The organism is Pseudomonas putida, assembly GCF_002741075.1.
Classification (GTDB): domain Bacteria; phylum Pseudomonadota; class Gammaproteobacteria; order Pseudomonadales; family Pseudomonadaceae; genus Aquipseudomonas; species Aquipseudomonas putida_T.
The window spans coordinates 1273163-1294531 of sequence record NZ_CP016634.1; the positions used below are offsets into that span (position 1 = coordinate 1273163).

Genomic DNA, 21369 nt, shown 5'->3' on the forward strand with positions numbered 1-21369 from the left:
GCATGAGGCACGTTCTTTCGGGCCTGGCGCTGGCCGTGGGTGCGGCGCTGTCGCTCGGTGTACAGGCGGCCGATCAGGCGCAGGTCAAGCGCGGCGAGTACCTGGCCCGCGCGGCCGACTGCATGGCCTGCCACACGGCCGAAGGCGGCGCGCCGTTCGCCGGCGGCCTGCCGATCCATTCGCCGTTCGGCACCATCTACGGCACCAACATCACCTCGGACAAGCAGTTCGGCATCGGTGACTACAGCAGCGATGAATTCTTCGCCGCCCTCACCGAGGGCAAGCGCAAGGACGGCGCCAACCTGTACCCGGCGATGCCCTACACCTCGTATCACCTGATCAAACGAGAAGATGCCGACGCCATCCACGCTTACCTAATGACCGTGCCGCCGATCAACCGGCCCGCGCCTGAAACCAGCCTGAGCTTCCCGTTCAACGTGCGCATGGGCCTGGCCGGCTGGAACATGCTGTACGGCAAGAGCGTGCAGTTGCAGGCCACCGAGGGCAAGAGCGAGGCCTGGCAGCGCGGGCAGTACATGGTGGAGGTGCTTGGCCACTGCGGCGAATGCCACACCCCGCGTAACCGCATCGGCGCCCTGGAGCAGGACAAGCGCCTGACCGGCGGCCTGCTGGCCGGCTACCTGGCGCCCAGCCTGCTGGCCCAGGATCTGGCCGAGCGCGGCTGGACCCAACCGGACCTGACCACCTTCCTCAAGCACGGCATCAGCGCTCAGGGCAGCATGTTCAACGAGATGTTCCCGGTGGTGCACCATAGCACCCAGCATCTGGACGACGCCGACCTGTCCGCCATGGCCACCTACCTGCTGGGCGACCAGCCGCCCCAGGCCAAGGTGGTGCAGGCCGTGCCGGTGGAACAGCTCGGCGAAAGCGCCAAGCGTGGCCGCCAGCAGTACCTCAATGTCTGCGCCGGCTGCCATGGTGTCGAGGGCGAGGGCAAGCCGCACATCGCGGTGGCCATGCAAGGCAACACCGTGCTGCGCCAAGCCGACTCGCGCAACCTGGCCAAGGTCGTCCTCGAAGGTATCCGCGAGCAGCAGTTCACCGGTTTCGAGCGCATGCAGCCCATGCCGGGCTTTGCCGACAAACTCGACGATGGGCAGGTCACCGACCTGGTCAACTACCTGCGTGAAGCGTGGGGCGGGCTGCCCGGTGACCTGAATACCCAGCAGTTGGCGAACCTTAAGACGGAGTGAGTCGTGCAGCATCTTGATCTGCAAGTGGTGCGACAGGCGCTGCAATGGTCCGGCCAGGGCCAGCGCGTGTGGCTGTGCACCGTGCTCTTCACCTACGGCTCGGCGCCTCGCGCGCCGGGCTCCCTGCTGGCGGTCAACGCGCGCGGGCAATGGGTGGGGTCACTCTCCGGCGGCTGCGTCGAGGAGGATTTCCTGGCGCGGGTGGGCGAGGGCGAGTTTGCAGGCCCGGTCACGGTGGTGCGCTATGGCGATGGCAGCGACAGCCGCGCGAACATTCGCCTGCCCTGCGGGGGCGTGCTCGATGTGCTGGTGGAGAACCTGCCAGCGGATTGCGAAGTGCAGGCGCACTTGCGTGAACTGGAGTCGGCATTGCTCGGCCAGCGCCGGCTGTTGCGCCAAGTGAACCTGCGCGATGGCCAGCGCTGCTTGAGCGATGACGTCGAGCAGGGCCCTCGCGTGGCCTACGACGAGGCCAGCGTTAGCCTGCGGGTGGGCGCGGCCCAGCGTTTGCTGTTGGCGGGGTATTCCAGCGTCGCGCACTTTTGCGCGGAGTTCGGCAAGGGGCTTGGCTTTGAAGTCATCCTCTGCGAGCCCCGCGAGGAGGTGCTCGACGGCGTGGTACTCGAAGGTATCGAGATTCGTCGTGAGCTGCCGTCGGTGTTCATCGCCAACGGCGGCTGCCACCGCGACACGGCGGTCGTCGCCCTGACCCATGACCCCAAGATCGATGACCTGGCCATGCTCGAAGCGGTACGCACCGAGGCGTTCTACATCGGGGTGATGGGCTCGCGCACCACGTCAGAGAAACGCCGCGAGCGTCTGCAACGCATCGGCAGGCTGGATGAGCAGGCGCTGGCGCGGATTCACGCCCCCATCGGCCTGAACCTGGGAAGCAAGACCCCCGCGGAAATCGCCCTGGCGGTGCTTGCGGATGTGCTGCGTACCCGCAGCGGCATCGCCCGCGAGGCGCTGTGACGGTCGTCGCGCTGGTGCTGGCCGCCGGTTGCAGCAGGCGGTTCGGGGGCGACAAGCGCCGCGCGCCTCTAGCCGACGGGCGCAGCCTGTTGGTGCACAGTGTCGAGCGGGCCTTGGCGGTGTTCGACGACGTGCGGGTGGTGCTGCGTGAAGGCGAAACGGCTCAGGGGTTGGGGCTGCCTGCGGGATGCCAGGTGATCCCCAGCCCGGATGCCGCCTTGGGCATGGGCCATAGCCTCGCTGCGGGCGTGGCCGCGCTTCAGGCGGGCAATGCTCATGCGGTCGCCATCTTGTTGGGCGATATGCCCTGGATCTTGCCGGACACCTTGCGGCGGATAGTGCAGGGCGCTTCGGCGTCCAGCATCCTGTTGCCTGTGCATGAGGGCCGGCAAGGGCATCCGGTGGTCTTCGGGCGCGCCTTCTGGCCCGAACTTGAGTGCCTGCACGGTGATGAAGGGGCACGTGCAGTGGTTCGGGCACACCCCGATTGCTGCGTGGCGCTGGAGGTGGACGACGCTGCTGTCTTGCGTGACGTGGATACACCGCACGCGTTGCTCGGAACAGCCTAAGCCCTGGAGCGTCACCCGCGAACACCGGCATAGCCGTTGCCATTCACCACGGTGGCTTCCTCACGAAACCCGCTACCAGCCCAGGCCCGCTCCCACCGGGACTGCGCCGTGCTCACGGCTTACGCCATCCCTGTGGGAGCGGGTTCACCCGCGAACACGGGCGAAGCCCGTGCCATTCACCGCGATGGATTCTTCACGGCGGTTCGACGTCTCGATAGACCCGCTCCGACAGGTTCAACGCTAGGCTTGAAGATGGCGCTGTACCCGTAGAAACGTGGCTTGTCCCGCGATGGGCTACGCCGCCAGGCGCCCGCTGGCAATCGCCTCCGAGGCCGCCAGCATGGCGCGCAGCAACACCGCGCAGCCTGCGGCCAGGTCCTCTGGCGTGGCATTCTCGATTTCGTTGTGGCTGATGCCGCCTTCGCAAGGCACGAAGATCATTCCTGCTGGGCCCAGCTCGGCGAGGAAGATTGCGTCGTGCCCCGCGCCGCTGACGATGTCCATGTGCGCCAGGCCCAGGTTGCGTGCCGAGTCGCGCACGGCATCGACGCAACCACGGTCGAAATACAGGGCAGGGAAGTCCGCGGTCGGTGTCAGCGTGTAGGTCAGGCCATGCCGTTTGCAGGTGCTGTCGATCACTTCGCGGACCTCAGCGATCATCGCATCCAGTTGCTCACCCTCCAGATGGCGGAAATCCAGGGTCATGCGCACTTCACCTGGGATGACGTTGCGCGAACCCGGGTAGGCCTGCAAGCAGCCCACCGTGCCGCAGGCGTGAGGCTGGTGCCCCAGCGCCGTGCGGTTGACCGCCGCCACCACATCGGCGGCCCCCACCAGAGCGTCCTTGCGCAGGTGCATGGGCGTTGGGCCGGCATGGGCCTCGACGCCGCGCAAGGTCAGGTCGAACCACTTCTGGCCCAGGGCACCCAGCACCACGCCGATGGTTTTGGCTTCGTCCTCAAGGATCGGCCCCTGCTCGATGTGCGCCTCGAAATAAGCCCCCACCGGATGACCGAGCACGGCCCGTTGACCGGCATAGCCGATGGCATTGAGCGCTTCGCCGACGGTCACGCCCTGGGCATCGACCTTGGCCAGGGTCTCTTCCAGGGTGAACTTACCGGCAAATACTCCCGAGCCCATCATGCACGGGGCGAAGCGCGAGCCTTCCTCGTTGGTCCATACCACCACCTCCAAGGGCGCTTCTGTCTCAACGCCCAGGTCGTTGAGGGTGCGGATCACCTCAAGGCCAGCCATGACCCCGAAGCAGCCGTCGAACTTGCCACCAGTGGGTTGAGTGTCGATGTGGCTGCCGGTCATCACCGGTGGCAGCTTCGGATTGCGCCCCGGGCGGCGGGCGAAGATGTTGCCGACCCCATCGACACTGACGCTGCATCCGGCGGCCTCGCACCATTGCACGAACAGGTCACGTGCCTGGCGGTCGAGGTCGGTCAGGGCCAGGCGGCAGACGCCACCCTTGGCGGTGGCGCCAAGGCGCGCCAGGTCCATCAGGGATTGCCACAGGCGCGCACTGTCGACGTGGCGCTCGCTCGATTGCAAGACATGCTGGGCGGGAGTGCTCATGGGTATCTCCTTAGGCTGTTGTTATCCGGTCGGGCGCGGGCCCCGCATCAGGGTATGGGTTTGGCCAGGCGGCTGGTCTTGCGCAGCGCCACGCTGCCCAGGGCGTAGTAGAGCGTGCCGCCGAGCAGGGAGCCTGTGAACCAGCCATAGTCGTAGAACCAACTGAAACGGTCATTGCCGATGGCCATGATCGTCAACGCCACGGGCAGGGCGAAGGCGGCAAAACCAGCCCAGTTCCAGGCCGGATAGACATCGTCACGGTAGAGTCCGGCCAGGTCCAGGCGTTGCCGGCGGACCAGGAAGTAGTCCACCACCATGATCCCGGCAATGGGCCCGAGCAGGCTGGAGTAGCCCAGCAGCCAGTTGGAATAGACACTCTCAAGGCTCAGGTCGGAAACGATCCAGCCAAGCTTTTTCAAAAGCTCATGGGCCATCAGGGCCAGGCCGATGAAGCCGGTGAGCCATACGGCGCGGCTGCGGCCGATCAGGCGCGGGGCGATGTTCTGGAAATCGTTGGTCGGCGAGACGATGTTCGCCGCCGTATTGGTCGACAGCGTGGCGATGATGATCAGCGCCATGGCCAGGGCCACCCAGCCTGGGCTCTGTATGTGGCCGATTAGGCTCACGGGGTCCGACACCGTTTGGCCGACCAGCGAAGCCGAGGCCGCCGTCATGATCACGCCCAGGGACGCGAACAGGAACATGGTCAGCGGCAAGCCGAAGATCTGCCCGAGGATCTGGTCCTTCTGGCTTCTGGCGTAGCGGCTGAAGTCCGGGATGTTCAGCGACAACGTCGCCCAGAAACCCACCATCGCCGTGAGCCCCGCGCAGAAGTAACCCACCACGCTGGCGCCTTCCGGACGCTTGGGCGGCTGGGCCAGCAGCTCGGTCATCGACATGTGCGGCAGCGCCCAGATCAGCAAGCCAAAGCCCACCGCCACGAGCAGCGGGGCCGACAGGGTCTCGAGCCATTTGATCGACTCCGCACCGCGCAACACCACCCACAGGTTGAGCGACCAGAACAGCATGAAACCAATCACCTCGCCGGTGCCGCCCAAGGACTTCCAGCCCTCGAACAATGATCCGAGGAACAGGTGGATGGCCAGGCCGCCGAACATCGTCTGGATGCCGAACCAGCCACAGGCGACCACCGCGCGGATCAGGCAGGGCACGTTGGAGCCCAGAATGCCGAAGGAAGCGCGCAGCAGCACAGGGAAGGGGATGCCGTACTTGGTGCCGGGAAAGGCGTTGAGCGTGAGGGGAATCAATACGATCAGGTTGGCCAGCAGGATCGCCAGCAACGCCTCGCCCACGCTCAGGCCGAAGTAGGCGGTGAGTACGCCGCCGAGGGTGTAGGTGGGTACGCAGATGGACATCCCGACCCACAGCGCGGTGATGTGCCACTTGTTCCAGGTCCGTTGATGCACCTGCGTCGGTGCGATGTCGTGGTTGTAGCGGGGGCTGTCCAGGACATCGCTGCCGGCGGACAGCTCAAACAGCCCATCCTGCTCGATCACTTGCGATCTGCTCTGTTGCATGGGGCTCTCCAGGTTTTTCTTGTAGTTGTTCGCTCATCGGGCTAACGCGATGGCCGGAGTACACACACCACCAGTACTGCACCTTCGGTCCGGCCAGGCGGTTGGGGCCGCACTCAATGAACGTGCCGGGTTGGTCCTGGACCTTCCCGGATGGCCGCCGCCGACCGAAGGTAATGCGCTGCAAAGCATCCATCGACAACAACAGCGGGCACCTGCCGCGCCCGCTGTTTTCGTGTTGCTCGGACCAGATTTCAAACAGCTGATTTTGCATGGAAAATCTCGACCAATTTCGCTTCTTGTCAAGTTAGTCAAATTGCTTGGAGGTCGCGCGTTTTTGCTGTTTACGTTTAATTGTCGTTAAAAAACAATTAGATAGTTGTGTTTACGTTTGCCAATTATTTTTTTGACCAAAGTCAGATCAGCAACTAGATTCCAATCTTGTCAGGCCTGACAGGATTTAGTGTTTCCTCCAGGCCTTGGCCACATAACAATTCCAAAAACCGGCCCTGACCGGTCAGCCTGCGAGGAAAACGGCATGTCCCTGTTGATCCGTGGTGCCACCGTGGTTACGCATGAAGAACACTATCGCGCCGATGTCCTGTGCGCCGACGGCCTGATCCGCGCCATCGGTGAACACCTCGACCCACCCGCCGATTGCGAGATCCTCGACGGCAGCGGCCAGTACCTGATGCCAGGTGGCATCGACCCTCATACCCACATGCAGTTGCCGTTCATGGGCACGGTTGCCAGCGAGGACTTCTTCAGCGGCACTGCCGCAGGTCTTGCCGGTGGCACCACTTCGATCATCGACTTCGTCATCCCCAACCCGCAGCAATCGCTGCTGGAGGCCTTCCACACCTGGCGTGGCTGGGCGCAGAAATCCGCCGCCGACTATGGCTTTCATGTCGCCATCACCTGGTGGAGCGAGCAGGTGGCCGAGGAGATGGGCGAGCTGGTCGCTCACCACGGGGTGAACAGCTTCAAGCATTTCATGGCCTACAAGAATGCCATCATGGCGGCCGACGATACCCTGGTGGCCAGCTTCGAGCGTTGCCTGCAACTGGGGGCGGTGCCCACGGTGCATGCCGAGAACGGAGAGCTGGTATTCCATTTGCAGCAGAAGTTGCTTGCCCAAGGCCTGACCGGGCCGGAAGCGCATCCGTTGTCGCGCCCCTCGCAAGTCGAGGGCGAAGCCGCCAGCCGTGCCATTCGCATTGCCGAGACACTCGGGACACCGCTGTACCTGGTGCATGTCTCCAGCCGCGAAGCCCTGGACGAGATCACCTACGCCCGGGCCAAGGGCCAGCCGGTGTACGGCGAGGTGCTGCCGGGCCACCTGCTGATCGACGACAGTGTCTACCGTGACCCGGATTGGGCCACCGCCGCCGGCTATGTGATGAGCCCTCCGTTCCGCCCACGCGAACACCAGGAGGCGCTATGGCGCGGGCTGCAATCGGGCAGTCTGCATACCACGGCGACCGACCATTGCTGTTTCTGCGCCGAGCAGAAGGCCATGGGGCGCAATGACTTCAGCCGCATCCCCAATGGCACCGCCGGCATCGAGGACCGCATGGCGGTGCTGTGGGATGCCGGTGTGAACAGCGGGCGGTTGTCGATGCACGACTTCGTCGCGCTGACGTCCACCAACACCGCCAAGATCTTCAATTTGTTCCCGCGCAAGGGCGCCATCCGCGTCGGAGCCGATGCCGACCTGGTGCTCTGGGATCCACAGGGTACGCGCACGATTTCTGCCCAGACCCACCACCAGCGCGTGGACTTCAACATCTTCGAAGGGCGCACGGTACGTGGCGTGCCCAGCCACACCATCAGCCAGGGCCGCGTGTGCTGGGCCGATGGCGATCTGCGCGCCGAGCCGGGGGCTGGACGCTACGTGGAACGCCCGGCTTACCCTGCGGTGTACGAAGTGTTGGGCCGCCGAGCCGAGCAGCAGCGGCCGACGCCGGTCAGTCGCTGAGCCTGCGGGGCTGCCCTTGCAGCCCCTGTACCACCACGAACTGCCGTTGATTGCCATCCTGAGAACGGCCAGGCGAGTGACCGTCGCCCGGCCAATAAGAAAAGAGAGGCTACAACCGTGATCGATGCCCTGAACCATTTGCCCAAGCCCCGCGCCAGCCGTGAGCAGCTGGCCGAGGCCTTCACCGACCTGGCGCCGCCGCTGACCGCACGCCAGGCCGCCGTTGAAAGCGCTCGCTGCCTGTATTGCTACGACGCCCCTTGCGTCAACGCCTGTCCCAGCGAGATCGACATCCCTTCGTTCATCCACCGCATCGCCGACGAGAACCTGCAGGGCGCCGCCGAGCGCATTCTTTCGGCGAACATCCTCGGTGGCAGCTGCGCCCGCGTCTGTCCGACCGAGATCCTTTGCCAGCAGGCCTGCGTGCGCAACAGCGCCCAGGAGTGCGCGCCGGTGCTGATCGGCCAGTTGCAGCGTTACGCGCTGGATAACGCAGGGTTCACCGAGCACCCATTCCAGCGCTCACCAGCCACCGGCAAGCGCATTGCCGTGATCGGCGCAGGCCCGGCCGGGCTCTCGTGCGCCCATCGCCTGGCCATGCATGGCCACGATGTGGTGATCTTCGAAGCGCGAGAGAAGGCCGGTGGCCTCAATGAGTACGGCATTGCCCGCTACAAGCTGGTGGATGACTTCGCCCAGCGTGAGGTGGAGTTCCTGCTGGGTATCGGTGGCATCGAAATCCGTCATGGCCAGGCGCTGGGCGGCAATCTCACGCTGACGGAGCTGCGTGGTCAGTACGATGCGGTGTTCCTCGGCCTGGGCCTGGGCGCCGTGCGTCAACTGGGCCTGGCGGATGAAGAGGCCCCGGGCATGCTCGCCGCCACCGCCTACATCCGCGAGTTGCGCCAGGCCAGCGACCTGGGGCAATTGCCGCTGGCCGACCGCTGCCTGGTCATCGGCGCGGGCAACACGGCCATCGACATGGCCGTGCAGATGAGCCGCCTGGGTGCACGGGACGTCAACCTGGTGTATCGCCGCGGCCAGGCCGACATGGGCGCGACCGGGCATGAGCAGGACATCGCCAAGGCCAACCAAGTGCGCCTGCACACCTGGGCCCGCCCCGATGCGGTACTGCTCGATGACAATGGCCGGGTGCGCGGCATGCGCTTTGCCCGCACGGCGCTGGTCGACGGACGCCTGAGCGATACCGGGGAAACGTTCGAACTGGCCGCCGATGCCATCTTCAAAGCCATTGGCCAGTGCTTCGATGACGCAAGCCTTGCCGACCCGTTGGCGGCGCAATTGGCGCGTGATGGCGAGCGCATCCGCGTCGATGCGCAGATGCGCACCAGCCTGCCGGGCGTCTACGCCGGTGGCGATTGCACTGCGCTGGGCCAGGACCTGACCGTCCAGGCCGTGCAACATGGCAAGCTGGCTGCCCAAGCCATCCATGCCGAACTCATGCTCAACGTGGAGGCTGCGTAAATGGCCGACTTGTCTATCGTCTTCGCCGGCATCAAGGCGCCCAATCCTTTCTGGCTGGCCTCCGCGCCGCCCACCGACAAGGCCTACAACGTGGTACGCGCCTACGAGGCCGGGTGGGGCGGGGTGGTGTGGAAGACCCTCGGCGAAGACCCTGCGGCGGTCAACGTGTCGTCGCGCTACTCCGCGCACTACGGCCCCAACCGTCAGGTGCAGGGCATCAACAACATCGAGCTGATCACCGACCGTTCGCTGGAGATCAACCTGCGCGAGATCACCCAGGTGAAGAAGGATTGGCCTGACCGCGCATTGATCGTGTCGCTGATGGTGCCGTGCGTCGAGGAGTCCTGGAAATTCATCCTGCCGCTGGTGGAGGCCACCGGCGCCGACGGCATCGAGTTGAATTTCGGCTGCCCCCATGGCATGCCGGAGCGGGGCATGGGCGCGGCGGTCGGCCAGGTGCCGGAGTACGTGGAGATGGTCACCCGCTGGTGCAAGACCCATTGCTCGCTGCCGGTGATCGTCAAGTTGACGCCCAACATCACCGACATCCGACAGTCAGCCCGGGCCGCCCATCGTGGCGGGGCGGACGCGGTGTCGCTGATCAACACCATCAACTCCATCACCAGTGTCGACCTCGACCGGATGGTCGCTCATCCGATCGTGGGCGATCAGAGCACCCATGGCGGTTATTGCGGTTCGGCGGTCAAGCCGATTGCGTTGAACATGGTCGCCGAGATTGCCCGGGATCCGCAGACGCGTGGCCTGCCGATCTGCGGCATCGGCGGTATCGGCACCTGGCGGGACGCTGCGGAGTTCGTTGCCTTGGGCTGTGGCGCGGTGCAGGTGTGCACGGCAGCGATGCTGCATGGTTTCCGGATTGTCGAGGACATGAAGGATGGCCTGTCGCGCTGGATGGACCAGCATGGCTATCACAGCCTGGAGGCCTTCAGTGGCCTGGCGGTGGGGCACACTACCGACTGGAAGTACCTTGACATGAACTACCAAGTGGTGGCGCACATCGACCAGCAGGCCTGCATCGGCTGCGGTCGCTGCCACATCGCGTGCGAGGACACCTCGCACCAGGCCATTGCCAGCACCCTCAAGGCCGACGGCACCCATACCTACAGCGTGATCGATAAGGAATGCGTGGGCTGCAACCTATGCCAGATCACCTGCCCGGTGGAGGGTTGCATCGACATGGTGGCGCAGGACACCGGCAAGCCCTACCTCAACTGGACCCAGGATCCGCGCAACCCCTACCGCGAAGCCAGTTGATCCCAGGTGCCTGGATTTGGGGCTGCTCGACGTAAGGCCCACACCGCCGTAGCGCCAGGGATGGCTTGCTTTTGAATGCTTGCGACGCTCCTTGTGGAGCGGGTTTACCCGCGAAGCTGGCAGCGCGGTGGATGGCACGGGCTTGGCCCGTGTTTGCGGGTAAACCCATTTCTTAAAAGGTCACCGCCAGCCCTGTGGGAGCGGGTTTACCCGCGAAGCAGACGGCGCGGTGGATGGCACCGGCGTTGCCGGTGTTCGCGGGTGAACCCGCTCCCAAAAGGATCACCGCCAGCCTTGCGGGCGTGGTTTACCCGCGAAGCAGATTGCGTGGTGGATGGCACCGGCGTTGCCGGTGTTCGCGGGTGAACCCGCTCCCACAAGGATTACCGCCAGCCTTGCGGGCATGGTTTACCCGCGAAGCAGATTGCGCGGTGGATGGCACCGGCGTTGCCGGTGTTCGCGGGTGAACCCCCACAAGAGCCAACGTAAGCCTGGAGATCGAGACAAGACAGTTGTGCCCAGTTCATGAGCAGGGGCTCAGGGCTCCAGGCCAATACCGCGCAGGATCACGCTGGTGACGGTCTGCACGGCCCGTTCGAAAGCCGGGTCCGAGAGCGGCTCGCCGCCGTTGAGCAGCGTCACTTGGTAGCCGAAGTCCGCATAGTGCTGGGTCGCGGCCCAGATCATGTAAAGCAGGGCCGAGGGTTCCACCGGCAGGATGCGTTTGTCGTCCACCCAGCGGCGGATCTTGGCTTCCTTCATCAGCGCCCAAGGCACCAGATCGTCGTTGAGGCTGGCGCCGAGCAAGGGCGCACCATGCAGGATCTCTTCAGCCCAGACCTTCGACCCCAGCGGTCGTGAACGCGAATGGCCCATCTTGGCGCGAATGTAGCTGGTCAGGACGACCCGCGGATCGTCGAAGCGCTCGAAACACTGGGCGTCCTGTTTCCACACTTCCAGCAGATCCCGCAGCACGGCCTGGTACAGCTCGTCCTTGGTGCTGAAATAGTAATGCAGGTTGGAGCGGGGCAGTTCGGCATGTTCGGCGATATCGCCCATGGAGGTGCCGGCGTAGCCTTTCTCGGCAAATACCTTTTCGGCGGCCTGCAGGATCTTTTCGACATTGCGCCGACGGATCTCGATCTTGTGGTTGGTCATAGCCTGTCCATTGCAACCTTCACCCGCCAAGGCTAACAGCTTTACAGGGCATGGCCCAAAGCGAATGCACCACCGCCAACCCCCTGGCTGGCATCTCTGGCCTCTGTGCACTACCGTTCAAGCAACGGGGCCGGCGCCATTCATAGGCCATCCATCGCTTACTTTCATGCCCAGACCACGGATTAGAGTTGTCAGGACGACGTCACTCGTTTGGCTTACGGAGTAGACAAGCAAATGCAGGATGTCCGTCCAAACCCACGTCTTCCGTTGCCCCACGATGCCGGGCAGCCGATCTTCACGGGGTTTCTGGAGCAGGCTGAGCGCTCGGCGCAGGCGCCTGCCATCGTTTCCCAGGAAGGCACATGCACCTATCGAGCGCTCGAGGCGATCAGCCGGGGTATTGCAGCGTTCCTGATCGAAAGCGGTGTGCGTCAAGGCGATCGCATCGTGATCGTCTCGAGCCGCTGCGCGGGGCTGGTCTATGCCATGCTCGGCGCATCACGGGCCGGAGCGATCTTCACGGTGGCCGACATGGCCTACCCGAAGGCGCGTATCGCCCAGATCATTCGCACGCTGCGACCTGCCTTCATCTTGTTGGGCGGGGCGGCGCAGGTCGAACTCGATGACGCGTCCATTCAGGTGGAAAGGGTGCCAGAACCCGTGGGTGAAGCGCTGTCGCGTTTTGCCCCATATACCCACGCGTTGCCGTCGGTCGATCCGGGGCAACCGGCCTACATCACCTTCACCTCTGGCAGCACTGGCGAGCCCAAGGGCGTGGTGACGACCCACGCGCCGCTGGTGCATTTCATCGGCTGGCACGTCCGCCAGCATGGGTTTTCCCAAGACGACTGTTTCTCTCTGCTCTCCGGGCTGGGCCATGACCCGGTGTACCGGGATGTGTTCACCCCACTGTCCATTGGCGCCAGGGTTGCAATCCCTTCACAAGCGACAGTGATCGACCCGGCGGCGCTGGCGGCCTGGCTTCAAGCCCAAGAGGTTTCGGTGGTTCATCTCACACCGCCTTTGGGCAAGCTGATCGAGACCGGCGCCAGGCTCGAAGGCATCCGGCTCGATGCGCTGCGCTACCTGTTCTGGGGCGGCGAGGCGCTGGGCAGCGCGCTGTACGGGCAGATACGCGAAGTCGCCCCCAATGCCTGCAGCGTCAACTTCTATGGCACCACCGAAACGCCCCAGGCCATGGCCTATCACCGGATCGACCCGGCCGCCGACAACAGCAGGATCCCCCTGGGCAAAGGTATCGACGGTGCGCAGTTGCTGGTCGTGGACGACGCCCATCAGTTGGCCGGGGAGGGGCAGGTCGGGGAAATCCTGATCCGCAGCCCCTACCTGTCCGAGGGGTATTGGGGCGATGCGGCGCAGACTCACCAACGCTACGTGCCTAACCCCTTCACCCAGGCCGAAGACGACGTGTGCTACCGAACCGGTGACCTGGGCAGCTACCGTGCCGATGGCAGCGTCATCTTCCTGGGCCGGGGTGACAGCCAGGTCAAGATTCGAGGGCATCGGATCGAACTGGTCGAGATCGAAGGGGTGCTGGCGCGTCATCCGCAGGTCAAGCAGTGCGTGGTGCTGGCCGACACCGACGGCCCGGCCCTGAAGCTGGTGGCCTATTGCGTTGCCAGTTCACCGGTGGCGTCGCTCACATTGCGCGAGCATGTGGCGAGCCAGTTGCCGGACTACATGGTGCCGGCGTTGTTCGTGATGCTGGAGGCGATCCCCATCACACCGAACGGCAAGGTCGACAAGCGTGCCTTGTTGGCATTGCGCGGCGACACCGATACGGGGCAGGCAAGCGAGGCACTGTCGCCCGTGGCACTGAGGCTGGTGAGTGCCTGGTCGGAAATCCTGCAGACGCCTGATATCGACCCGAATCTGTCGTTTGTCGAACTGGGGGGCGATTCGCTGTCGTTCGTCCAGGCCTCTATGGTGCTAGAGACGCTCATAGGCCCGCTACCGGCGCAGTGGGAGCTCAAGCCGATCCATGAGTTGTGCCAGCTGAGCACGACGCGTCCGACAGCCAAACCGGTGTTCCGTGCCGTGGAAATCCCCGTGTTGTTGCGGGTGCTGTCGATCCTGCTGATCGTCATCGGGCATTTCCACGGCGGCTCGGGGTGGCCGATCGTGGGCGAAACGTCGGTGCTGTTCGCGGTGTCCGGCCTTGCCTTGGCGCGGTTTCAACTCAAGGCCATCGACGAATACGGCAGTGTGCGCACACTGCTCCGTTCGATCGCCGTCATCGTGGTGCCGACGCTGCTCTACACGCTGTTGACCCAGGTCGTGTTCGGCAATGTGCATTGGCAGGCCTTCTTGCTGATCGCCAACTGGTATCCGCCAGCGGTCACGGGCGGGTTTTCGTACTGGTACATAGAACTGCTGGTGCAGATGCTGGCGATCATGGCGGTGGTGCTGTCGTTCGCGCGGGTCAGGGCGGTGATCATGGCGGCGCCGTTTCGCGTGCTGCTGGTCGGCGCCTGTGCGGCGGGCGTGGCGGGCTTTTTGATCAATGCCTATGTCTTTGACGCAAGTGCGCTCTACAACCGCGTGCCCCAGCATTATCTGGCCGTCCTGGTGCTGGGCATGGCGATTCACTTTGCCCGGACCACGCCGCAGAAGTGGCTCGCCAGTGGGGCGGTGGTGCTGGTGCTGGGCGGGCAGCGCGTCGTGGATGTGGTGGTGCTCGGGGTGGACTTCAGTCAATACATCGATGTCGCCATACCGGCCGTGCTGGCGATGATCTGGTGGCGCGCCGTTCCCCTGCCAGACCTCATTGCCCGTGGGGCGGCCGTGATCGCGTCCTCGACGCTGTTCATCTACCTGACCCACTACCAGTTCCAGTCCGTCGCGCGGCGCCTGGGCGATGTGCCTGGGCTCGACGTAGCCCTGGCTGTTGTCGGCGGGATCGTGGTGGCCTATGCCTGGAACAAAGCTGTCCGTTTCGTTTCGATGCGCTGGAACGGAGGCGCCAAGCGCAGCGCGGACAAGCTCGAACGCGTCCTGTGACGGGGCTGTGCGCGGGGCGACCGGCCTGATTTTCATGGCCTTCGCCGCGCGCCTGGCCTTGAGCAGGCGCTGACCGGCGCGGGGCTCAGCGGCGCACGGGGAGTACCACCTGTGCCAGCAACCCGCCGCCTTCGCGATTGCGCAACGTCAGCTCGCCACCCTGTTCGCGAACGATCGCCCGCGCCGCCGAAAGGCCAAGGCCAACGCCGCCGGTGTCCCGGTTGCGCGAGGCCTCCAGGCGAAAGAACGGATCGAACACCTGTTCCAGTGCCGCCTCGGGTATCCCGGGGCCTTCGTCGCTGACGTCGATGCGCACCGCCTGGGCGTCCTGGGCTAGCGTGATGGCGGGCTTTCGCCCGTACTTGATGGCGTTCTCCAGCAAGTTGACGATCACCCGCTTGATGCCCAGCGGGCGGCCCACATGCACCAGGTGGGCAGGGCCCATGAAATCGACGTCGATGTCCTGGTCGCGGTAGTCGTCGACGATGGTGTGCAAGAGTTCGGAGAGATCGAACGCGGTGCTCGGCTCGCGTTGGGTGTCTTCGCGAAAGAACGCCAAGGCCGCGTTGATCATCGACTGCATATCCTCGACATCGCGAATGAGCTTGCGCTGGTGATCCAGGTCTTCCATGAATTCGCTGCGCAGGCGCATGCGTGTCAGCGGGGCGCGCAGGTCGTGGGAGATCGAGGCGAGCATGTGCGTGCGCTCTGCGACGAAATGCTGGATCTGCGCCTGCATGGTGTTGAAGGCGATGATGGCCTGGCGGATTTCCTCAGGGCCTTGCACCTCGATGGGCGGGGCGTGCAGGTCATCGCCGAAGCGCCGGGCCGCGCTGGCGAAGCGTTGCAGAGGGCTGGCCAGTTGGCGCGTGGCGATCCAGGCCACCAGCAGGGTGGCCACCAGCCCCAGGGCGATGATCACCGCGATGCGCACGTTGGCACGCAGGCCCCAACTGCGCTCGGGCGGGGTGAACGACAGCCAGCTGCCGTCCTGGAGCTGCACGAGCGCCACGTAGCGGGCCTGGGCGCTGTCGCTGGGCCAGTCGCCAGGGGTGAGGACGTCGATTTCCCGACCATCGCCGAGCAAACGGTGCAGCACCGGCACCTGGCCCGCATCGAGCCGCGCGCCATCGCTGGGCAGTTTGAAGTCGATGCGCTGTGCCTTCCAGTCCACCAGCAGCATCGGGTTGCTGGCGGCGCTCGCCAGTTGCGTGCGCAGCGGGGCGGGTGCGGCTTCGATCACCCGGGTGGTGGAGGCGATCTGTTCCAGCAGGCCGGTGCGTTCGATAGGGGGGCGCGCCCAGGTACCGGCGACCTGGACGAACAGGGCGTTGAGGGCCAGCGAGGCGAGCATCGCGGCAACGATGGTCAGGGCGATGCGGCGTCTTAGGGTGTCGCGTCGCAGCAGTGGGCCGATCATGAGCGGGTGACCTTGGCCGTGAACAGGTAGCCGCCGTTGCGCACGGTGCGGATCAGTTCCGGGCGCTTGCTGTCTGGCTCGATCTTGCGCCGCAGGCGGCTGACCTGCACGTCGATGCTGCGGTCGAAGGCCTCATGGCCCTGGCCGTGGGCCAAGTCGATCAGTTGCTCGCGGGTGAGAATGCGTTGGGGGTGTTCGAGAAACACTACCAGCAAATCGAACTCGCCACCCGAGAGCGGCACCATCACGCCCTCGGAAGAGCGCAGTTCGCGGCAGGTGATATCCAGGTGCCAACCCGCGAAGCTGATCACTGGCCGTGTCGGTTCGTTCGCCGGGGTGTTTGGCTGACCGGCGCGGCGCTGCAGGGCGCGAACCCGGGCGAGCAACTCGCGCGGAGCGAAGGGTTTGGTCAGGTAATCGTCCGCACCGAGTTCAAGACCCACGATGCGATCGCTCAGCTCGGCCATGGCGGTGAGCATGATGATCGGAATCCCGGTCTGGGCATGGACCTTCTGGCACAGGCTCAGACCGTTCTCGCCTGGCAGCATCAGGTCGAGAATCAGCGTGTCGGGCCGCTGCGCTGCGATCGCTGCCCACATGGCTTCGCCATCAGGCGCGACGTCCACCTCATAGTCGTGCTGAACGAAGAACTTCTTCAGCAGAGTCAGGATTTCCACGTCGTCGTCGACGATCAGCAATCGGCTCACGTTCACAGGATCCAGAGGCTAAAAAGGCGGTATCTAAAACCATTCTGCCGTCTGGGTCATTTATTTCAATCGTGCAACATTCCTGCAGGTCAGACATCAAGCGGACATCCTCTGGCAAAACGCCTCTGGCACCCTGCACGCCTTCGTTTTTGGGGGCTTGCATGAAGGATTTGAGCAACAGGTACACCACCGAGCGGGGCGTTGATGCACGCCCCTTGATCCTGGCCCAGCGCACCACCGCGCCCGCGCAGGATGCACCGATTCTGTTCCAGCAGTCCTGCCTGGGCGTGGCCGAGGATCAGGAGCGCATCGTGCTGCGCCGCTACTTCGAACGCTACAGCCCGGACTGCGGCCACTGGGTGGAATATGTCCATTCCATCCCCACGGCCGACTTCGTCCACTGGATCATGACCCATGGCCAGCTGCGCATCGAATGCTCGGACAACACCCCGGACACCCACGGCCCCGCCTGAGCGGCGCCGGCCATCGAGCAGAACAAGGATTCTTGATTGATGAACAAGCGTGCGTTACCGCTGGTGCTGGCGGCCACCCTGAGCCTTACGGCGTGCAGCAGCAAGACGGTCAACCCCAAGATGTACACGGGGTTTCTGAAGGACTACAGCCAGTTGACACCACACCAGCTGCCTTCGGGGCAGCGTGTGTCGAGTTGGGTCAGCCCGGCGCTTAAGGCCGGTCGCTACAAACAGGTGTACCTGGAGCCCAGCCAGTTCTATCCACGGCCTGAGCCGACCGAGCGGATCCCGCGCAGCACCCTGATCAACGTGACTGGCTACTACGATGCGGCCCTGCGCCTGGAGCTAGGCAAGGTCGTGCCGCTGGCCTCGGGGCCTGGCCCGGATACATTGGTCGTCAGGCCCGCTATCACGCGCATCGCCACCTCGACGCAGGGCTTGCGTTTCTATGAGTGGCTGCCGGTCACGCTGGTGGCCGCCGGCGTGAGCGCGGCCACCGGCATTCGCGATCAGGACAGCGAGATCGCCACCGAGGTGTCGTTCGAAGATGGCGAGACCGGGGCGGTGGTTGCCGAGTTGGTGCGCCAGGGCACGGGGGAGCCGCTGGAGGACGACAAGCAGGTGCTGACTGCCCATAACGTCAAGACGGTGCTCGATGGCTGGGCCGGGGACCTGCGCACGGCGTATTCGACCCTGCAGCGTTGACGAGCCGGTTAGCGGTTGAGCTTGATGGGGTTGCCTTCGATCCGTGTTTCGCCCTGGCTCTCGCTGACGATGGTGTTGGCCTTGAGCGTAATGGCGTCGGGGGTGAGGGTGAGGCTGCTGCCGCCGACTTGCAAGGTGATGCAGGTATTGGCTTGGATCTGGATGTGCTTCTTTTCGACCACCAGGGCGTAGGCGCCTTGCTCGACATGTACCAGAGCGTCCTGTTTGATGGTTTCGACGTGATTGCCGCCCACGGCCAGGGTTCGGTTGTTGCCGACGGTGTGGGTCTCGTCCAGCTCCACTTCGGTATCCATGAAACGCTCGGCATGGATCATCACCTGTTCGGCGCCTTGCTTGTCCTCGAAGCGGATGAAGTTGGCCGCCGCCGCGCCGCTCTGGGTCGAACGGGTGAGAAACCCGCTCTGGGTCTTGTTCTGTGGCAGCGACCAAGGCGGCTGGTTCTGGCTGTTGTAAAGGCTGCCGGTCACCAATGGGCGATCCGGGTTGCCATCGAGGAACGACACCACCACTTCATCGCCCACGCGAGGGATCTGGATGCTGCCGAATCCGCCGCTGGCCCAGGCCTGTGCCACCCGTACCCAACATGAGCTGTGATCGTCGTGCTGACCGTGGCGGTCCCAGTGAAATTGCAGCTTCACCCGTCCAAGACTGTCGGTGAAGATCTCCTCGCCCGGAGGGCCGACGACGATGGCAGTCTGTGGGCCGTGCAGCAGCGGGCGTTTCGTGCTGGGCTGAGGGCGAAAGGGCACCTTGCTGCGGATGCAGGTGAAGTCATTGTCGTAGTGCGCCGATGTGCCGTTGAGGTAGTTGTTGGCGCCTCGATGCTGGATGGCCAGCAACAGGAAGCGACGGTCGTCCAGGGGGCCCAGGTCGTGCTCGTAATGTTGCAACAACTCGAAGGTATGCCCCATGCACATGGCGCGGCAATTGCTCTTGCCGAAGAACACCTTGGCGCGTGCTTCCATGGCCTCCAGGCGGTTGCGCACCAGCCGCTCGCCCTCATCGTAGGTGCCGTGGGTATAGGCGCCGGGGAAATCGAAGATCTCGAATGCTTCGACATCGCCTTGCTCATTGATGCTGTTCATGCTCACCGGCAGCAGATTGCGCGGTTGCTTGTAGTCGAAGGTCTGCACGGCCATGCGCCCTGACTGCAATTCGCGCGAACCACCCCAGTGGGTGATGGCGTCGGCGGTTTCGGTGACCGAGGCGCTGTGGAAGCGGATCTTGGGCTGGGCCGGCAAAGGGTCGAGCAGACTGGAGTTGTCCATCACCACCAGGGTGTGGTGCTCGTGGGTGTGCTCGAAGTAATAGAACAGGCCTTCGCTGTCCAGCAGGCGCTGGACGAAGTTGAAGTCGCTCTCGCGATACTGGGTGATGTAGCTGTGGGCCTTGAGGGGGCGGGTGAGGCGGAACTCGAACCTGGGCAGGGTGCCATAGGCCGAGAACACCTGCGTGAGCACCTGTTCGACGGTCTGGTCCTGGAAAATGCGCGAATCGAAGCGCCGGCTGAGCATCCACAGCCAGGGCTCAAGGGTGGCGGTATACCGCGCCAGGGCGCCATCGCTCCCCTGATTGCCAAAATGTGTGATGTAGCCATGGATGGGTTGCGTATTGCCTTCGGCCAACTCGATTTCCAGCAATACCGGTTTGCCGATCAGCGACTTAAGCGCGATATGAGCGTCCTGGCTGATCAAGGACAGGTCGTAACTGAACAGCGAAGAAAGCCCCTCACTGCCGGCGAACAGGTCGACCAGCAACGGCTGGTCGGATGACAGCGGTGTGGTCAGTTTTATCAGCCGGCGATGTTGCGGGGCGAAGAGGGCGGCGAGGTCATCCATTGGCATGGTGTGCTTCCTGTGCTGAGGCGGTGGAGTCGGTTCTATAGGCATTGGGTGTCAGCGGGGTTTGCTGATGGCGTCGTTCAGGAGAATGAACAGTCGCGCGGCCCAGGAGCGGGCACGGATGGCTTGGATTTCTTCGAGGTTTGAGAAGGTGTAGCGGACGCCTTTGCGTTTTTCTTCTGATTTGAGTTGGGCGAGGCCTGCAAGGGTTCGCCAGGCTGCTAGCACTACAATCGAGGGAAACAGAACTGAGCCGATCAGTACGATTCTAGGATGCTCTTGAAACAGCGGTTCTAAAACGCCTGCGCAACTGGCGGATATGCCGCTCCAGAATACTGCATTGATGGTGGTTGTTCTTCGTGAGGTGAAGTGAACTCGGTTGTCCCGTATTTCATAAGGGGATGGTTTGATTTTAATTTGGCTAACTAGGTGGTGAGTAATGAGTGCTGATAGTAATGAAAGTAGTGATAGTAGACCGCCAGTCTGCCAATTCCATTGTTCTGTTCCGGTTGCAAAGGTGATGGCTCCTGATATCAGAGAGAACATGAGGATCATTTGAAATACGAAATATTTGCAGTAGTGGGTGTAGCTATCGCTTATGTATATGCATTTGCCTCGCTTGATAAATATCAATAAAGTCAGGATCGTTGCTGGTGTTAACCACCATTTGTAGTACAAGCAAGGGAGGTAAAAAAATACAGCGATGACCAAGAAACCATAGCGTGTTGCGTTAAATACAGAGTGAGGGTGAGATGCGATCATGGATTTTGACTGTGTTGCTGAGCTGATCAAGAAGGGCAAGATAATTACGAGAGAAATCGGCAGGCCCATTGATGCCAGAATAAATGTGACTGCGATGCCCACCTCAAACGCCACCGCATTGCCCGACTGGCTATACGCAGACCGCTCAAAAAACTCCCCAATGGAACCGGAAGCCCTGGCATCGGCAACCGCCTGGGGGCCAAACGCCAGTGCGGCACCCACGGCGTTACCACCCACGATCTTCGCGAACCCTTGCTTGCCATACATCCTCGGGTCGAGCCCTAAACGGCTGTTGAGCATACGTTGGGTGCCGTAGGCCGGCACGTGGAGGTGATTGCCCACCTGCAAGGGGCCGAAGTTGTAATAGGCGGCGGCTTGCATCGCGGGAATTTGGAACTTGAGGTTGCCCCGGTCATTCATGCGCGGTTACCCCTGATCTATCGGAGGTTGAGAATGACTTCATACCAATCTACGCATTTACCTGAACCTGGAAGTTTCATGAGGTGAAACTTGGGTGAGCGGGGTTGATTTCGCGTAGGGAAGTAAAAAGATTTGCACTCAGAAACCCGGGGCCTTGAGCACCTTGCCGTAGGCCAGGGTCATGTAGGACGTGGCGGTGATGCCTTGCGCCTTGAGGACAGCGGTGTGG

Annotated in this window: 17 protein-coding genes and 1 pseudogene; 9 read left to right on the forward strand and 9 right to left on the reverse strand. The window is 63.5% G+C overall.

Features of this window, described 5'->3' with window-relative positions:
• Nucleotides 1-2 precede the first annotated feature (2 nt).
• From IEC33019_RS06260 to IEC33019_RS06270, 3 genes are read left to right on the forward strand one after another with little or no spacing between them, the layout of a single operon-like run.
• On the forward strand, nt 3-1214 hold the full coding sequence (locus IEC33019_RS06260; protein WP_070093084.1) for a cytochrome c: 1212 nt from the start codon (nt 3-5) through the stop codon (nt 1212-1214).
• A gap of 3 nt (nt 1215-1217) precedes the next feature.
• Entirely contained in the window at nt 1218-2189 is a 972-nt protein-coding gene (locus IEC33019_RS06265; RefSeq protein WP_070093083.1) for an XdhC family protein, read from the forward strand.
• Entirely contained in the window at nt 2186-2758 is a 573-nt protein-coding gene (locus IEC33019_RS06270) for a nucleotidyltransferase family protein (RefSeq protein ID WP_070093082.1), read from the forward strand. Before IEC33019_RS06265 ends, IEC33019_RS06270 begins: the two co-directional genes overlap by 4 nt.
• A gap of 294 nt (nt 2759-3052) precedes the next feature.
• Here IEC33019_RS06270 and IEC33019_RS06275 read toward each other — a convergent pair whose 3' ends face one another.
• The 3 genes from IEC33019_RS06275 to IEC33019_RS27280 are packed head-to-tail and all read right to left on the reverse strand — an operon-like array spanning nt 3053 to nt 6148.
• Nucleotides 3053-4339: a Zn-dependent hydrolase gene (locus IEC33019_RS06275; protein WP_070093081.1), complete on the reverse strand. Its 1287-nt coding sequence runs from the start codon at nt 4337-4339 to the stop codon at nt 3053-3055.
• Between the two features lie 47 nt (nt 4340-4386).
• Complete coding sequence (locus IEC33019_RS06280) at nt 4387-5877, reverse strand: NCS1 family nucleobase:cation symporter-1 (protein ID WP_070093080.1); 1491 nt, start codon at nt 5875-5877, stop codon at nt 4387-4389.
• Nucleotides 5831-6148, reverse strand: a complete 318-nt coding sequence (locus IEC33019_RS27280; protein WP_139139887.1) for a hypothetical protein — start codon at nt 6146-6148, stop codon at nt 5831-5833. Before IEC33019_RS27280 ends, IEC33019_RS06280 begins: the two co-directional genes overlap by 47 nt.
• A 264-nt stretch (nt 6149-6412) precedes the next feature.
• On the opposite strand from IEC33019_RS27280, the gene hydA reads away from it, so the two are divergent.
• The 3 genes from hydA (at nt 6413) to preA (ending at nt 10612) form a co-directional block, all read left to right on the forward strand.
• Nucleotides 6413-7852, forward strand: a complete 1440-nt coding sequence (hydA, locus tag IEC33019_RS06285) for a dihydropyrimidinase (protein ID WP_070093079.1) — start codon at nt 6413-6415, stop codon at nt 7850-7852.
• Nucleotides 7853-7969: 117 nt separating this feature from the next.
• The gene (locus IEC33019_RS06290; protein WP_070093078.1) at nt 7970-9337 is read left to right on the forward strand and encodes an NAD(P)-dependent oxidoreductase; all 1368 of its coding nucleotides are present in this window, start codon (nt 7970-7972) and stop codon (nt 9335-9337) included.
• Nucleotides 9338-10612 (forward strand): NAD-dependent dihydropyrimidine dehydrogenase subunit PreA, encoded by a 1275-nt coding sequence (gene preA, locus IEC33019_RS06295; protein WP_070093077.1) that lies wholly within the window; start codon nt 9338-9340, stop codon nt 10610-10612. It abuts the gene before it with no gap.
• A 537-nt stretch (nt 10613-11149) separates the two neighbouring features.
• Here the strand turns inward: preA and IEC33019_RS06310 are convergent.
• Nucleotides 11150-11770 (reverse strand): TetR/AcrR family transcriptional regulator, encoded by a 621-nt coding sequence (locus tag IEC33019_RS06310; protein WP_070093076.1) that lies wholly within the window; start codon nt 11768-11770, stop codon nt 11150-11152.
• A gap of 234 nt (nt 11771-12004) precedes the next feature.
• On the opposite strand from IEC33019_RS06310, the gene IEC33019_RS06315 reads away from it, so the two are divergent.
• Nucleotides 12005-14791, forward strand: coding sequence for an amino acid adenylation domain-containing protein (locus tag IEC33019_RS06315; RefSeq protein WP_070093075.1), 2787 nt, complete (start codon nt 12005-12007; stop codon nt 14789-14791).
• Between the two features lie 85 nt (nt 14792-14876).
• On the opposite strand, the gene IEC33019_RS06320 is transcribed toward IEC33019_RS06315, so the two are convergent.
• Both IEC33019_RS06320 and IEC33019_RS06325 read right to left on the reverse strand, forming a co-directional pair.
• On the reverse strand, nt 14877-16211 hold the full coding sequence (locus tag IEC33019_RS06320; RefSeq protein ID WP_070093074.1) for an ATP-binding protein: 1335 nt from the start codon (nt 16209-16211) through the stop codon (nt 14877-14879).
• Entirely contained in the window at nt 16208-16918 is a 711-nt protein-coding gene (locus tag IEC33019_RS06325; protein ID WP_244509775.1) for a response regulator, read from the reverse strand. The genes IEC33019_RS06320 and IEC33019_RS06325 overlap by 4 nt, the downstream gene beginning before the upstream one ends.
• Before the next feature lie 161 nt (nt 16919-17079).
• Between IEC33019_RS06325 and IEC33019_RS06330 the strand changes: the two genes are divergently transcribed.
• Complete coding sequence (locus IEC33019_RS06330) at nt 17080-17391, forward strand: hypothetical protein (protein WP_070093072.1); 312 nt, start codon at nt 17080-17082, stop codon at nt 17389-17391.
• A gap of 39 nt (nt 17392-17430) precedes the next feature.
• Nucleotides 17431-18096, forward strand: coding sequence for a DUF3313 domain-containing protein (locus tag IEC33019_RS06335; RefSeq protein WP_070093071.1), 666 nt, complete (start codon nt 17431-17433; stop codon nt 18094-18096).
• Between the two features lie 8 nt (nt 18097-18104).
• Here IEC33019_RS06335 and tssI read toward each other — a convergent pair whose 3' ends face one another.
• The 3 genes and pseudogenes from tssI to IEC33019_RS28150 all read right to left on the reverse strand — a co-directional run.
• On the reverse strand, nt 18105-19961 hold the full coding sequence (tssI, locus tag IEC33019_RS06340; protein ID WP_070093070.1) for a type VI secretion system Vgr family protein: 1857 nt from the start codon (nt 19959-19961) through the stop codon (nt 18105-18107).
• A gap of 51 nt (nt 19962-20012) precedes the next feature.
• Nucleotides 20013-21140 carry a hypothetical protein gene (locus tag IEC33019_RS06345; protein ID WP_099593189.1) on the reverse strand — a complete coding sequence of 376 codons (1128 nt, stop codon included), beginning with the start codon at nt 21138-21140 and terminating at the stop codon, nt 20013-20015.
• A 147-nt stretch (nt 21141-21287) separates the two neighbouring features.
• Nucleotides 21288-21365 (reverse strand): annotated as a pseudogene (locus tag IEC33019_RS28150) (hypothetical protein); the annotation flags it as partial.
• Nucleotides 21366-21369 lie beyond the last annotated feature (4 nt).